We start from the raw sequence: 14,332 nt of genomic DNA on the forward strand, positions 1-14,332 counted from the left end.
ATCAGGCCTCGCCATCCCAGATCAGCACCCGGATCGGCGTCGGATCGAAGCCGTTGCAGGGATTGTTGATCTGCGGGCAGTTGGAGATAACGCAGAGCACGTCCATCTCGGCGACGAGTTCCACGTAGTCGCCCGGCGCCGAAATGCCGTCGACGATCGTCATCTCGCCGGTGGGCTGGATCGGCACGTTCATGAAGAAATTGATGTTGGGCACGATATCGCGCTTACCCATTCCGTGTTTCGAAACTTCGAGCAGGAAGTTGTCGCGGCAGGCATGAAGATATTTCGTGCCGTGGCCGAAGCGCACCGTATTGCTCTCGCATGAGCAGGCGCCGGCCGAGGTGTCATGGCGGCCGCAACTGTCGGCTGTCATCGTCAGCATGACGTTACCTTCGCTCGACATGATCTTCGTGCCGATGCCGACATAGGCGGCACCCTGCATGCGCATCGTATCTTGGTTGGAATAGCGCTCGGAGAAATCGTCGGCACGGTAGAAAAGCGTGTCGATTGCCTGCTGGCCGTAACTGTCCTCGATGCGGATCGTCTGGCCCTTGCGGACGATGCCGGACCACGGCGCTTCGGCGGCGATGAAATGGTTTTCCACTGCGGTTTCCAGGCTGCGGGCAGGGAAGGTCTGGATGAAATCGGACATAGTCTTCTCCTCAAGCCTGCATCAGGGCGTTGTTTTCGAAGCCGCGCACGGCTTCGGCACTTGCCGTTCGGCAAAGATCATCCGCAGCGGCGACCGCCGCCTCGTAGCGGGTGATGACGACGGGCTTCGGCTGGTACGTCGGATCGGGATCGAGCGGATGCGGACAATTGGAAAAGCCGACCAGCATGTCCATCTCGGCACGCAGCTCCACATAATCGCCGCTGTTGGACCGCTTGCCCTGCCAGCCGAAACCGCCCACCTTGGCAAGGCGCACGGGCGCGAAAAGATTGAGGATGCCGGGGATGTCGCGGCGGTCTAGGCCGAGCTTGCCGGCAACGAGAACCAGATTGTCGCGCGTGTTGCGTGTCTTTTCACCCGGATATTTCGCGGCGTTCGAGGCAGAAGTCGATCCGCCCATCAGGCAATCATGCGCACCGCAACTGTCTTCGATCATCGAGAACATGACGCGGCCCATATCGGAGAAGATCACGCGACCCTTGCCGAGCGCCGTCGTCCACTGGACCTTGGCGGTATCGACGAGGTTGATCCGCTCGCTCGTATCGGCGGCGTTCCAGGCGATCAGCGCCACGGCGGAATTGCCCTCCGCCTGATCGATGCGGACCGCTTCGCCGCGCAAAAGCTTCGTCGACCAGTACCAGCCGCCCGGAATGATCTCCTGGTGGATGACGGCAGCCGCATCGATGGCTGGTGCCGGCAGCGGGCTCAGGCCGGGCAGGGCCTTGGGCGCGAATTTCAGCCCCTTCTTCTGATGCTCCTCGTAGCGCGCACGGTTTGCGGCGATCTCTTCGGGCGAGCGTCTCACATGTATCATGGCTTCTCTCCTGACGGTGCCAGGTCGTCCCGGCTATGCCCCAGGGAAACGACCGGGCCGTCCCGGTCGGGGCTGAAGATCGATGGCTGGCCGGCAAGGCGTGGCGGCCAGATGGAAATGTCCTTGGTAATGGTGGCGCCGTAGCGCTCCTTCTCTTCGGGCCGGTCGCGCCGCCCCTCGAAGGCGACGACGCGGCTTGCGAGCGTGAAGGCTTCGCGCATGTCATGCGTGACCATGACGACGGTCATCCGCGTCTCATTCCAGAGCCGCTTCATCAGCGTGTGGATCTCGGCGCGGATGCCGGGATCGAGCGCGCCGAAGGGTTCGTCGAGCAAGAGCACCTTCGGCTTCATGATGAGCGCCTGGGCCAGCGCAAGGCGCTGCTGCATGCCGCCGGAAAGCTGTGCCGGATATTTGCCTTCGGAACCGCTGAGTCCGACCTCGGCGATCAGCTGGCGGGCTTCCTCGATGGCATTGCGGCGGGCGGCAGCGAAGAGCTTTGCCCTGTAGCGTGCTGCGGTCAGTTCCTTGCCGAGCAGCACGTTGCCGAGAACGGTCAGGTGCGGGAAAACGGAATAGCGCTGGAAGACAACGCCGCGATCGGGCCCCGGCTCCGGCGGCAGCGCCTCGCCATCGAGCAGGATCTTGCCCTTGGTCGGCTGTTCCTGACCGAGCAGCATGCGCAGGAAGGTGGTCTTGCCGCAGCCGGAAGGGCCGACGAGAGCAACAAAGGCGCGCGAGGCGACTGTCAGTGACACGTCCTCGAGCACGATCTGGTCGCCATATTCTTTCCAGACCTTCTCGATCTTCAATTCGCTCATGCCTGTTTCTCCAGTTCGGACCAGGGGAAGACGGCGATGCGCAGGCGATCGAGCAGGGCGTTCATTGCCACCGCAAGCAGGGTGATCCAGACGACATAGGGAAAGATGATATCCATCGAGAGATAGCGGCGGACGAGGAAGATACGGTAGCCGAGGCCGGAATCCGAAGAGATTGCTTCGGCGGCGATCAGGAACAGCCAGGCCGGGCCGAGCTGCAATCTGAGGCAGGTGATCAGCCGCGGCAGGATCTGCGGCAGCACGACCCGCAGGCCGATCTGCCAGGAGGAGCCGCCCAGTGTCTCTGCCTTGACGATCTGCTCGCGCGGCAGTTCCAGCGCTTTCAGGGCGAGGTCGCGGATCACTGTTGGCGCCACGCCGATAACGATGAGAGCGATCTTCGAGGTCTCGCCAAGCCCGAAGACAATGAAGAGGATCGGCAGGAGGGCCAGCGGCGGCACCATGGAAATGACTGCGACGAAAGGAGAAAGCAGTGCCCTGAGGTAAGGCAGCATGCCGACCAGCATGCCCACAATGAGCGCGATCGCGGTGGAAATGCCGAGGCCGGCAAGCAGGCGGATCAGGCTGGCGCCAGTATCCGACCAGAGCAGATAGTCGCCGGTGCGCTGGTCGGCCACGAAAGCCAGGCGGTTGATCGCATCGGCAAAGCCGGCAAGGCTCGGCAGAAGTTTGTCATTGGCGTTTGCCGCCAGTCGCTCGGCCGATCCGACAGTATAGGCCACGACGAGCAGGACGAAGGGTAGCAGCATCAGGGCGAACTGCGCGCCGCGGCCTGGCTTCGTGTTGATCCAACGCATGAGAAGGTGCTCCGCTGGTAGGGGAAAGAGGCGGCGCGGCAGATCCTGCCGCCTGGCGCGATCAGAGCGATCCGTCGGCGGCGGCCTTCATGTAGGTCTCGCTGAAGCGCAGCTTCACATTGCCGGTATCCCCCAGCACCTTGCCGTCTGGCATTTCGATGCCGATGACGTCAGGAGAGGGAGCACCATTGCCGAGCAGGCCTTTCTCGAAGAGGAAGTTGCGCACAAGATCCATGGTCTTCGGCAGTGTGGGCGAAGCGGTGAAGGCGACGGCATCCGCTGGCTTGTCGAACAGTTTGGTCGCGGCAAGCTGGGCTTCGAAACCGGCGAGATCCGTGCCGGACGCAGCCCCCATGGCCTCACGGGCCGCCTTGCCCTCGGCACTATTCAGCAGCGCGGCAGTCTCATACCAGATGCCAGCAAGTGCCTTGCCGAAATTCGGGTTGTCCTTCAGCACGTCGGTATTGGCGACCATCAGGTCGATGATTTCGCCAGGCACCTGCGAACTGTCGAAAACCTTCTTGGCCGAGGGATCTTCGAGGATGGTGGAGACGAGTGGGTTCCAGGTAACGACGGCGGTGACATCAGGCGTCTTATAGGCGGCCACCATATCGGCATCTGAGGTGTTGACCACCTTCACATCACGTTCGGTTAGCTTGATGCTTTCGAGCGCACGCGCAAGCAGATAATGCGAAACGGAAAACTCGACGAGGTTGACGTTCTGGCCCTTGATATCGGCCAGGCTTGCCTTGTCTTTCAGGATGACGGCGTCGTTACCGTTCGAGAAGTCGCCGACGATGACGGCGGTCGTATCGACACCGCCGGCAGCCGGGATCGATAGGCCATCCATATTGGTCAGGGTCACGGCATCGAATGCGCCGGCCGTATACTGGTTCATCGACTCCACATAGTCGTTGAACTGAGTGACATCGATCTTGATGCCGTATTTGTCCGCCCATTTCTTGACAATGCCATGGTCGGCGGCATAACCCCACGGCATCCAGCCGACATAGATCGACCATGCGACCTTGAATTCGGTCTTCTGCTCGGCCTTGGCAACAGAGCCTATCCCAAGCACCAGCGAAGCGGCGAGGGCGGTTACGGAAAAGATCTTCGAAAAAGTCTGCATTGAAATTCCCCTTTTGCTTTTCTTCAAAAGGGATCGGCAATGACCATCGCGCCGCCAATCCCCTTGGCTTACGAGGTCTCCCGGGCTTTTATCCCGCCGTGCACCCGGCGGAATTTCTCTTCCGCCGGTGGTGGCTCTCGGACCAGTCGCACTTCTGGAAAGCGCCGGAACCCTAGCCACCAACTCAACAAATTCCCTGCAAGAGGTGTGCCACCTTGTAACCTGTTGGTTTTCCAAGCCTCTACGCCTTGAGCATCTGGTATTGTGTACACTCTGCGGCATTTGCTTAATATTTGAGCACGGATCAACGCCTGCTTGGGGGAGCGTCGTTCTGGTGTGCGAGACGCAACCGCTATTTTCAAAGAGTGGCATGGAGGCAGGCGATTTTTGAAAAGCGCATCTCTGTCGGCCCCAGCGGTCTGGAGGGCCACCTTAAAAGACCTCTATTGCCGATTGTTCATTGGTGGCGAAGACTTCCGGATGACTATGGCTGCTATTTCGGCCAATAGATCTTTCCATTCGTGAGATCGCGCGGAGGAAAAAAGCACGGAGGGGCACGCTGCGTGCCCTAAGGGTTGGTTTATTGATTTCCACTAGGAACTGGCCCGGCATAGTAGGATAGTTCCATCGAGTATTCTCGGCGCAAAGGCCGGGTCAGTTCTCAAGTAGAAATCAACAGACGGCTTGCATAAGAGATAAGCGCCATCCACCTGGCTCGGCTTCAAACCAAAGCTGCTGTGCCATCCGATGACTGGTGTCCGCCCTGGCTTGGTTATCCCTTATATTACCCAAGCCGCGGCAGGCTTCGCCTGCGTTCGCAGTCGTCGTTGAGGCGTTGCTCGTACGCACGTGAGCTGCCGCTTCCCAACAAAAGGGCGCGAAAGCGAGGCCTCTTTTCCGGAAATCCTGCGCGACACGTTCTGCTTCTTAGATGGCGCACCGGGGCGCACGCCTGGACAGCTTGTGCGTGTTGGGCCAAATCGCGCCGAGCGGTTGAAAGTGCTACAGCGGTCGAGCCGTTCTTTTCTACCAAGGTTGGGGAAAGACACCGGCTCGGCCTGTCGATGGCACATGCTTTGGCTCCGCAGCTTGGTGGCATCGTAGGAGATATGCAGCCAAGTCGATGTTGGCTCGGAAATCGAGTTCTGGCTTCCGGTCAGTGGCGACTTATACACTGCCGCGTCATGGACCATATAATGCCTGGCATGGATGCCACCAAGCTCGCGCGACCCGTACGTGCGGAACATCCGCAGGTACAAGTCCTCCTCGTCTCCGGCTACGCCGAGCGTGAAGGAGCGGCATCTGATTTGCCCCGACTGACGAAACCCTTCCGAAGCGACGAACTGGCCGCAAGCCTGGCAGCGCTGACCGTGTCAAGGAACGTCGGTTAGAAGATGGCATCTCCGCGCTTCTCGAACCTGATGATTTTCATCTTGCCTGCTCACTCCCGTGGAGCGTCCCGCCTCGGCAGGGACTTTGCGTGAGCGGCCGCTTCGCCGGAGTAAGGGAAATCCTCCCCGATCTGGAGTGTGCCATCGTAGACCTTGAAGATAGGCCCGTCGATCTCGACAATTTTATAGCCGTTTACGTATTCGATCTTAGGCGTTTTCCAACCCATCGTGACTTTCCTGTTTAAAGTTCGACATGTCTCTTAGCGGATGAGGACCACCTATCTCCATCAGCGGCTGGGGGATCCGGTCACCAGAGTCTCCGTGGCGTAGCTCGATTACGCGAATCGTACCACGTCAATCAAGCTGAACTCTGACGCATTGTGTTAGTCGACCGGCGCCCACGTCTTTTTCCATCGAGTCCTCGCGCGACGTTTAAACAGATACAATCTTGGGGCGAAACCGACATCTGACAAAAACTAAGCGTTGACGCGGCCGTCTCGGTCCCGTATAGATGCGTCATCGATCTTTTGCTTGCCGAGCTTTGTCTACCGCGCGATTGGCACCGCGCTCTAAGCGAACTCCCCTTTCAAAAATAGTCGGTTTCCATCTGCGCAGCATCCGCTTCGCGGTCCCTCACTCTATGCTTTGAAAGGGTTCATCATGACCACCGGCACAGTAAAATGGTTTAATTCCACCAAGGGCTTCGGCTTCATCCAGCCAGACAATGGCGGCGCTGACGCCTTCGTTCACATCTCGGCTGTCGAGCGCGCCGGAATGCGCGAGCTCGTCGAAGGCCAGAAGATCGGCTTCGAGCTTGAGCGCGACATGAAGTCGGGCAAGATGTCGGCCTGCAATCTGCAGTCCGCTTGATCGATATCTGCTTTCCTTTGACCACGGATGTACTGGCACTGCCGGAAGCACGTTATCACTTTGAGGCCAGGCAGTTGCCTGGCCTTTTTCGTTCCGTTCACAAGATGAACCTATCAGGATTTTTCGATGAAACAGACCTTTAGTAAATCTCGCCAAGCGGCGGAGATTGCCTTCGGTAATCTCCAGACCCAGCTCTTCGCCAAAAATCACGCAATGGACGAACTCGAAGCGATCACTCAGTCTCGAGTCGCCAAGACTCAAAGGTTGCGGGAGGCGCGGCTGGCGAAGGAGATCGCCGACCGGACCTCTGTTACGTCAGCCATGCTTGCCAAACGTGGCCAAATGGGCTGAACGAACCTCTCCTCATCAGGATAAAAAATTGAAGAACATCAGAAACAACGAACTCGCCGATCGTCGATCCGCAGCTGTGGAGGCTAAAGCATCGCTTCTCAGTGCATACCCTGCTGCAAAGGCTGCTGCAGAGCCCTTGCGAATTGCGAGGCAAGCCGAGCGCATCTCGGTTGGTGAAGCTCGTGAAGCCCGCCGTGCTGAGGGCAACGCCTGAAGCTTGAGGAGCGTATGCTCCTGGAAGCTCCGGTGGCTGAAGAGCAAGCGGCCGCGGAGGCCGCAGCCATGGCAGAAACCAAGGCGCGTGCGTCGGCTGAGAATGCCCGTATCGCCCCGGTGGTCGAAGATGAAGCGGAAGGCAGAGCGGGACAGACCCTACGCAAACCGCAAGGCCAGACAGGCTTAGCCTTCACACTCCTGAAATCGCGTTGGTGAACGATATCACGGACCAGGAGCTGTGGCACAATCTTATCGAAATTTACGCTAACAACAGGAGCCATCATGGCACTGGACACGAACGAGCTTCAAGCGATCAACACATCCTGGCAGATTGCGATCCAAGAAATCCTCCGCATGATCATTCGTGACATGTACCATGCAGGCGGCGAGGCAGCATTCAATGCCCATATCAAACGGATTGAAGAAGCGGCAGTTGACAGCATCTATACCGACCTAAAACTTCGCGGTACCGACGAGTGGACGGAGGTCCTCGTCAAGGAACGAGCCAGCAACTTCGTGACGACCCTTTTGACGTCGTTCACATATGATCGGGCCTGATTCGAGAGACGCGGCCTAATCTTCGGTGCGGCGAGGCTCGTTCCGGCCGGCGACCATGTCGTCGGCGCGCTCAGCACTGGGCCATCGCCTTCAAGGACGAGGAATGCAAAGCCGGCTCCTGCCGTCCCAACAGATCTTGGGCCTTCCTCGAGTATACGGATCGCGTTGCGCTTGCTGCGCCGGGCCGTGATGCCATGCCATTGATCTGCGACGCGACCAGAACATGTTTTTCGGCGAAGGCGACAAGAACTACCCGCGCTGGACCGGTCTATCGGAGCAACCGAAATCGACGACTGAACAAAACACCTGTTAGCGCGTTTTAGCTGCGTCGTAGGGGCGTACCGCAATCATGATTATGAACTCTTCAGATGCGAGACTTGTGTTCGATCCATCTGCGTCGCTCAATACGAAGCCTTCCTCAGCATCAGGTGCTCGATCTCGATGATCGCTTCGCGTGGCTTCTTGGGCGCCTGTCTCCGGCCGAGGGCACCGGCACGTCATCGTCCTTTTCTGAGGATCATGTTGTCGCGTCTCCCGTCGCCCGGACGGCCCAAGCTTGGGTCCAACCACGGGTCGTCCGATGAGAGAGAGCCAACCTTCCTAATATGCGCGAGCGCGCTTGCTGAACCGACTTAACCAAAGGTCCTCACCTAGTAGATCTTTGGTGCATTTGTCGAGACGGCCAAGTTGTGGCATCGAGAGTTCGGTGCCCTTCAAGAGCAGTAGCGGACAATACCGACGCATTCGAGCAGTTTCGGAGGCTATCCTGCTCCGACTATCGACCGGGAACCAAAATCAAGTTCCTGCATTATATAGGGCTTCATTTTTGCGGGACCCTCATGCGGGAAAAGAACAGATCCAAAACCGACGCGCAAGACGCCGGCGACAGGCTTGTCGCGCGCCATGTCCGTGAAGATCCATTTGCGGCAGCGTTCAAGGCGACACGCATGCCGATGATCGTCACGGATCCTAACCAAGACGATAACCCCATCATCTTCTGCAACACGTCGTTTGAAAAGCTTACAGGCTACTCGGGCGACGAATTGGTGGGTCGCAATTGTCGCATCCTGCAAGGGCCGGGAACGGACAAGACAACAGTCGCACGCATCCGCGAGGCGGTCGGCGCAGGTCGGGACATTGCGGTCGACATTCTGAACTACCGCAAGGACGGCACCACCTTCTGGAACGCTCTTTTCATAAGCCCCGTCCGAGATGATGAAGGCCGGATCGTCTACTTCTTTGCTTCGCAGCTCGACTTCACGAACGTCAAGAGCCGGGAAGCCGAGCTCGCCGCAGCCCGACATCAAGCCGAGGAGGAGGTCGCCAAGAACACCGCCGATCTTCGCGCTGCGCTTGCGGCCAAAACACTCCTCGTGCACGAGGTCGATCACCGGGTCAAAAACAACCTTTTGACCATGGCTTCGATCGTCAAGCTGCAGGCTCGCACAACGAAAGATGAAAGCCAGAAGCGCACCCTGATGGCCGTTCTCAATCGGGTGGAAGCGCTCAGCACCGTCCAGCGCAAACTGTTTATCCTTGACGATATCGCAAGGTTCGATGTCGCCGACTTCGCCCGCGAGCTTGTCACCGATCTGATCGGCGGGATTGGCCGCGAGGATATTCACCTGACACTCGACCTGCAGCCGCTTTATGTCCCAGCCGTCAAGGCGACGCCTTTGTCGCTGATTGTCAATGAGCTCGTTGGTGACGCCGTCAGACGCGGCCTGAGCGATGGCGGCGGCGAGATCCATATCGTCGTGAAGCGGCTGAATGGACACTTTCTGATCCGGGTCGAAGATACCGTCAAACCCGTCGAGCCTGATCCGGAAAGCGCGGAGTTCAGCCGTCTGCTTCTTGAAGCTTCCGCCCAGCAGCTCGACGCCCGGATCAAACGGAGCAGCCGGGGCAGGAAAACGATCGTGAATGTAACGCTGCTTGTTGATGAACATCAGGAGAATGACCATTGAGGGTGATGATCGTCGAAGACGAGATGCTGCTTGCAATGGAACTGGAAAGCGAAGTGGAAGCGGCGGGACACGAGGTGATCGGTCTCGCCATTAGCAGTCATCAGGCTCGTGATCTTCTCTCAGCCTCAAGACCAGATTTCGCGTTCGTAGACATCCATCTCACGGACGGCCCGACGGGAATAGATGTAGGGCGTCGTCTTGCGGAAGCGCAAGTGCCATTCGTGTTTGTCAGTGGCAACATCAAGCGCCTTCCCGATGACTTCGCGGGTGCACTCGGCGCAATCGAGAAACCGTACACGGTGAACGGGATGAAGAACGCCTTGCAGTACATCTCTGCAGTGGTCTCAGGCGATGATGACGTCGCGGCGCCACCCAGCCTCGTTCTCGCCTGCGACGCTCAACCTCGCACGGTGCGCAAGCATGCGCAGCGTCGCAGCATGGGTCTGCCCAGACACTCGGTTTGAGAGAAAGATCGACTGATGTAAACTCAGGCCGATCATGATCGACGGGTCGTAGTTGGGAAAGTAGAGGGGAACGCGCCACTGGCTGAACAAATACCGCATGCCTCAAGGGGGGCAAGCGCGCAGGCACTTCTGGCTTCGGTCGATTGGGAGTCGTCACCGGTCGGCCCGATGTCTCAGTGGCCTAACTGTCTGCATTCCGCGCTCGACATCATGCTGCCCTCGCAGGCCCAGATCGTTATGTTCTGGGGCCTTGAATTCGTTGCCTTCTACAACGACAGCTACGCCCCGACGATCGGGGACAAGCACCCCCATGCGTTTGGCAGGCCGGCTCGGGAATACTGGTCCGAGCTTTGGGACGATCTGGAGCCGCTCCTCAAGCGTGTGCTGGAGAACGGTGAAACCGTCGCGGCCAAAGACCGGCCTTTCTACATCGAACGGCATGGATTTCCGGAAACGGTGTACTTCGATATTTCCTACTCACCCGTACGGAATGAGCACAAAGCCGTCCGTGGAGTGTTGTGCATCGTCAACGAGACGACCGAACGCGTCAACGCCGACGCGGCTGTCCGCGAAAGCGAGGAACGTCTTCGAGCGATCTTCTCACAATCGGCGGCAGGCATCGCCCTTGGCGAGCCAACCGGAGAGCTCGTGAGCGTCAACCAGCGCTTTTGCGACATTGTTGGCCACCCGGCCGAACAATTAATCGGAACGCGGATGCAGGACATAACCTATAGGGATGACCTGCCAGAAAACGCCAGGCTGTTCAGGCGTTTGGTCGAGACCGGAGAGAGCTTCAATATCGAAAAGCGCTACATTCGCGGTGACGGTAGCCTGATCTGGGTTGCCGACTCGGTCTCGGCCATCCGGGACGAGCAAGGTCGGATCTCCAAGGCCGTTGCCATCACGATCGATGTCACCGAGCGCAAACGAATTCAGGAAGTCGAACGGCATCTTGCGTCCATGATCGCCTCGTCCAACGACGCTATCTTGGGCATCGACCTCGAGATGACGATCACCAGCTGGAACGCCGCCGCCGCGCGCCTCTACGGCTACTCCGAGGAGGAGGTCATCGGTCAATCGGTTCTGACGCTCGTTCCCGATGACCGCAAAGACGAAGAGCCTTCGATCCTGCGGCAGATCAAGGCCGGTCTGGTGGTAGAACCCTACGAGACCAAACGAACGCGCAAGGGCGGGCGGCAGGTCGACGTTCTTCTGAGCGTCTCTCCCATTCTAGATGCATCCGGAAAGGTCATCGGCGCTTCCAAAGTCGCCCACGACATTTCTGCGCGAAAGGAGGCGGAACGTCTGCAGGCCATGTTGGCGGGTGAATTGAATCATCGCGTCAAGAACATTCTCGCCACGGTTGCTGCAATCGCGCGGCAGACAATAGGGCGTGACGCCACGAACAAAAAAGATGTAGAAGCTTTCCTAGCAAGGTTAACGTCGCTCGGAAGGGCACAGGACTTGCTCTTGAACGGTGATTGGCAACACGCTGATCTTCGAACGGTCGTCGAACAGGCGATCTCACCTTATCCAGGCGAGAGGTTTCGCGTCGAAGGACCATCGGTATCGCTACCCCCGAAGGCTGTCGTTTCGCTTTCGCTGGCGCTTCACGAACTGGCGACCAATGCTGCCAAATACGGAGCGCTGTCCGTCTCCACCGGTCTCGTTTCTATCGACTGGCAGCACGACATGTCTGTAAACGCCGTACTTCGACTACGCTGGAAAGAGGAAGGCGGTCCGGACGTTCTACCGCCGGCAACGAAGGGATTTGGCTCCAGGTTGATCGAGCGCCTTTTGGCAGCGGAGCTTAAGGGCTCTTGCGAGATCACCTTCAATCGAAATGGTGTTGAATGTGTGATTGCAGCTAACCTGTCGCAAATTGCTGACGATTTTGCCCCTCAACGGTAGAATCCAATGGCGTGAGCTCCCCTGGCACAAACTGCGCCGGCCAGCGAGGATCGCTGGCCGACCGGTAATTAAGGGCGGATGTGGTTCAACTCCTTGACGGCGGCCGGGACGCACGCGCGTAATGTGGGCACCCGCAATGCATCGGAGTCACCAAAAGGCAGTGCGGTCAGATGACGGATGGGATCTGGAGGACCGCCATATCAGTGCCTTTATCAGAGCCGATCATCCTTGGTGCAGCGGGTGTCAGCGAAGAGGCGCATCCTTCTCACTGGTCGCTTCGGCCCACATTGCCTCCATGATATTCCGGCGCCGGTCGCGCGTTGTCTTGTCCAAGCTGGTGAAGGCGAGGGAGCGCATGTCGACTGGAACGTGTTTGGCTTCACGACGAATGATAGAGCCTTGGCTTCGCCAACTTGCTCCCTGAGCGGCCGTGCGGCTTTGCGGGCCTTCCAATATGCCGTGGCAAACTCTTCGGAGGTGAGAGCCCTGCGCCCTGGCGATCTGCTGGGGCATCCGCGAGATGAAGGTAAATGCCGGACGGTATCAGCAACCGCTTATGGATCTTCGCATGCAGCGGAACGAGAGGAGCGCGGCATGAGGACCTCAACTCGTTCGCAGAATTCCACACTCACTGGCGGCCTCTATGAACGCGTCGCGAGGGTCAAGGTCGGGTTCCCCGCCGTTGAGAGCACTGAGACATACCTTCCGAGCCGCCGCGTATGCCGGACCTTTCTGATTTGGCCAACTAGTCATCAAGCATTCTACAGCCTCCCTGGTGCTTTTCACGGTACGGAATTGGTCTTTTCCGTCGATCACCAGTTCCACGCTGCGGTCCCATATATCGTTTTTCACGAATTCCTCCGTTGGCGCCTATGATTGTCGGCGAGGCAGGTTGGCATAATCCAGATGCCAGCGCGCGGGACCAAAGTCCTGAGCAGGCAAAAATCCCGTTCAATCATCAAGCGCGTCGTTAACGCGGCCGTGATCTCACTTCATCATCGGTGGAAAGTCTTTAGGGATCGGGATCGGATTAGGAACCTCAGCAGGCGGCAAATCTGGGATCGGCTCCTCGTTCGGCGGCTGCGGTACATCGGGCGGGAGGTCGGGAACCGGTTCCGGCTTCGGACTGGGTTTCGGGTCTGGGGAAATGGTCGCCATAGCGGGGTCCTTTCTATGGCCCCAATCCATTCGTGGCGCAGTTTGTTCCTGACGACCTCAGTGAACGACAGTGATCACCGGGATGCCAGCTTCCTCGGCCGCTCGGATGAGCGCAGCTCTCGCATCTGCCGCCGCCGTCTTGCCGTGCAACGCCTCCAAACAGGTCTTTACGGCCACGAGGTATTCCTCCCCATCGTCGAAGGGCCAGGAAGCGAACAGGGCTTCGGCAGCGTCTCCCACCGACTTCACCAATCTGTATTTTTCAGAGCCACTCATCACCAGCATCAGCGGAGGGAATGCTCTGAATGTGTGCCCGTTCATTACACTCGAACTCCTGACGGTAAATACTTTAGTAACCGTGCAAGAGCCGTGCCGTGCGGGGTGGCAGCATGAACGAAATCCGTTTTCTCCTCAGCCTCTATGGCCCCCTGTCCTCGTCGGCGAGGGGAAATCATCCCGCACGTGCAGCTGATCTACCACGCGGTCGCCGAGCGGCATCCGGTTCTCTCCTCTCCTATGATCAGCCCTCAGCTCAACGCATTCGCCAGGATGATTGCCCAGGTGCACGGCATCAACGTCTGCCAGCAGCGCGATCCAATCCGCATGATGAGCCAGAAAGAGCAGGACGATTGCATTAAGTTCGCGACTTGGATCGACCGGCAGCCGCTCGAAATCATCCGCTGCCAGCGAGAGGGCATCACCCAACTGGTGACATATGCCCGCCGCTTCATCAAAAGCGCGCCAACGGCAAGACGCCTTTTATCGTCATCGACCACATTGGCATTGTGAAGCCGCGCGATCCGAAGCTGTCTGCGGGACCGCATCTCCGGTGGAGTCATAGTCGAGTTGAAGGCGCTGGCCGACGAGACCGAGAGCGCGATCCTCATCCTCAACCAGCGCAACACCTTCGGCACCCGCCGCGACAACCCACGGCCCATCTCGGCCGACCTATACGGGGGCGAGGGCGCCAAGGCCAACTATGACGCCATCGTCTAGCTCTACCGCGCCGAGAAGTACAAAGCTGATCGCGTGGCCATCGCCGCCACCGAAGCCGACTGGAAGAAGTTCAATAGTGTCTTCGGCTCGAACGTCGAGGGAATCGCCTAGATCGGCAGCATCAAATGCCGCTTCGGTGATCCGACCATTCGCGAGCGTATGACCTTCGAGGCGCAATTCACCCGATACGTATCGATGCGG

The 14,332-nt window shown here is 58.6% G+C and carries 16 protein-coding genes, 1 pseudogene and 1 riboswitch; of the genes and pseudogenes, 9 read left to right on the top strand and 8 right to left on the bottom strand.

All coding sequences use genetic code 11. The features are described 5' to 3' along the window. Nucleotide 1: 1 nt before the first annotated feature. From ACPYOJ_RS06550 to ACPYOJ_RS06575, 6 genes are all read right to left on the bottom strand, one after another. Nucleotides 2-652 (bottom strand): urea amidolyase associated protein UAAP2, encoded by a 651-nt coding sequence (locus ACPYOJ_RS06550; protein ID WP_481415528.1) that lies wholly within the window; start codon nucleotides 650-652, stop codon nucleotides 2-4. Nucleotides 653-662: 10 nt separating this feature from the next. Continuing rightward, nucleotides 663-1,484, bottom strand: coding sequence for an urea amidolyase associated protein UAAP1 (locus ACPYOJ_RS06555; RefSeq protein WP_481415529.1), 822 nt, complete (start codon nucleotides 1,482-1,484; stop codon nucleotides 663-665). Next, nucleotides 1,481-2,305: an ABC transporter ATP-binding protein gene (locus tag ACPYOJ_RS06560; RefSeq protein WP_481415530.1), complete on the bottom strand. Its 825-nt coding sequence runs from the start codon at nucleotides 2,303-2,305 to the stop codon at nucleotides 1,481-1,483. The genes ACPYOJ_RS06555 and ACPYOJ_RS06560 overlap by 4 nt, the downstream gene beginning before the upstream one ends. Next, nucleotides 2,302-3,120, bottom strand: coding sequence for an ABC transporter permease (locus ACPYOJ_RS06565; protein WP_481415531.1), 819 nt, complete (start codon nucleotides 3,118-3,120; stop codon nucleotides 2,302-2,304). The genes ACPYOJ_RS06560 and ACPYOJ_RS06565 overlap by 4 nt, the downstream gene beginning before the upstream one ends. A 61-nt stretch (nucleotides 3,121-3,181) precedes the next feature. After that, on the bottom strand, nucleotides 3,182-4,249 hold the full coding sequence (locus ACPYOJ_RS06570; RefSeq protein ID WP_481415532.1) for a putative urea ABC transporter substrate-binding protein: 1,068 nt from the start codon (nucleotides 4,247-4,249) through the stop codon (nucleotides 3,182-3,184). Between the two features lie 75 nt (nucleotides 4,250-4,324). Continuing rightward, a riboswitch (guanidine-I (ykkC/yxkD leader) is annotated at nucleotides 4,325-4,436 on the bottom strand. Nucleotides 4,437-5,690: 1,254 nt separating this feature from the next. After that, on the bottom strand, nucleotides 5,691-5,867 hold the full coding sequence (locus ACPYOJ_RS06575; RefSeq protein WP_168832248.1) for a hypothetical protein: 177 nt from the start codon (nucleotides 5,865-5,867) through the stop codon (nucleotides 5,691-5,693). Between the two features lie 433 nt (nucleotides 5,868-6,300). Here ACPYOJ_RS06575 and ACPYOJ_RS06580 point away from each other — a divergent pair, with 433 nt between their 5' ends. The 7 genes and pseudogenes from ACPYOJ_RS06580 (at nucleotide 6,301) to ACPYOJ_RS06610 (ending at nucleotide 11,977) form a co-directional block, all read left to right on the top strand. Then, nucleotides 6,301-6,510: a cold-shock protein gene (locus ACPYOJ_RS06580; RefSeq protein ID WP_018902430.1), complete on the top strand. Its 210-nt coding sequence runs from the start codon at nucleotides 6,301-6,303 to the stop codon at nucleotides 6,508-6,510. Nucleotides 6,511-6,636: 126 nt separating this feature from the next. Then, complete coding sequence (locus ACPYOJ_RS06585; RefSeq protein WP_481415533.1) at nucleotides 6,637-6,861, top strand: hypothetical protein; 225 nt, start codon at nucleotides 6,637-6,639, stop codon at nucleotides 6,859-6,861. Between the two features lie 28 nt (nucleotides 6,862-6,889). After that, nucleotides 6,890-7,264 (top strand): annotated as a pseudogene (locus ACPYOJ_RS06590) (DUF6481 family protein). 95 nt (nucleotides 7,265-7,359) lie between these two features. Further along, complete coding sequence (locus ACPYOJ_RS06595; RefSeq protein ID WP_168832251.1) at nucleotides 7,360-7,635, top strand: hypothetical protein; 276 nt, start codon at nucleotides 7,360-7,362, stop codon at nucleotides 7,633-7,635. Between the two features lie 839 nt (nucleotides 7,636-8,474). Further along, nucleotides 8,475-9,602, top strand: a complete 1,128-nt coding sequence (locus ACPYOJ_RS06600) for a PAS domain-containing protein (RefSeq protein ID WP_481415534.1) — start codon at nucleotides 8,475-8,477, stop codon at nucleotides 9,600-9,602. Then, nucleotides 9,599-10,066, top strand: coding sequence for a response regulator (locus tag ACPYOJ_RS06605; RefSeq protein ID WP_481415535.1), 468 nt, complete (start codon nucleotides 9,599-9,601; stop codon nucleotides 10,064-10,066). Before ACPYOJ_RS06600 ends, ACPYOJ_RS06605 begins: the two co-directional genes overlap by 4 nt. 168 nt (nucleotides 10,067-10,234) lie before the next feature. After that, a complete protein-coding gene (locus ACPYOJ_RS06610) occupies nucleotides 10,235-11,977 on the top strand; it encodes a PAS domain-containing sensor histidine kinase (protein ID WP_481415536.1) in 1,743 nt (580 codons plus the stop codon). A 603-nt stretch (nucleotides 11,978-12,580) separates the two neighbouring features. Here the strand turns inward: ACPYOJ_RS06610 and ACPYOJ_RS06615 are convergent. Both ACPYOJ_RS06615 and ACPYOJ_RS06620 read right to left on the bottom strand, forming a co-directional pair. Then, nucleotides 12,581-12,829: a DUF982 domain-containing protein gene (locus tag ACPYOJ_RS06615; protein WP_481415537.1), complete on the bottom strand. Its 249-nt coding sequence runs from the start codon at nucleotides 12,827-12,829 to the stop codon at nucleotides 12,581-12,583. 363 nt (nucleotides 12,830-13,192) lie between these two features. After that, nucleotides 13,193-13,456 (bottom strand): DUF982 domain-containing protein, encoded by a 264-nt coding sequence (locus ACPYOJ_RS06620; RefSeq protein ID WP_168832256.1) that lies wholly within the window; start codon nucleotides 13,454-13,456, stop codon nucleotides 13,193-13,195. A gap of 141 nt (nucleotides 13,457-13,597) precedes the next feature. On the opposite strand from ACPYOJ_RS06620, the gene ACPYOJ_RS06625 reads away from it, so the two are divergent. Next, nucleotides 13,598-13,924 carry a hypothetical protein gene (locus ACPYOJ_RS06625; protein ID WP_481415538.1) on the top strand — a complete coding sequence of 109 codons (327 nt, stop codon included), beginning with the start codon at nucleotides 13,598-13,600 and terminating at the stop codon, nucleotides 13,922-13,924. 57 nt (nucleotides 13,925-13,981) lie between these two features. Further along, a complete protein-coding gene (locus ACPYOJ_RS06630) occupies nucleotides 13,982-14,131 on the top strand; it encodes a hypothetical protein (protein WP_481415539.1) in 150 nt (49 codons plus the stop codon). Nucleotides 14,132-14,332 lie beyond the last annotated feature (201 nt).

The sequence above is a fragment of the Rhizobium sp. SVR5-9E genome (assembly GCF_056755095.1).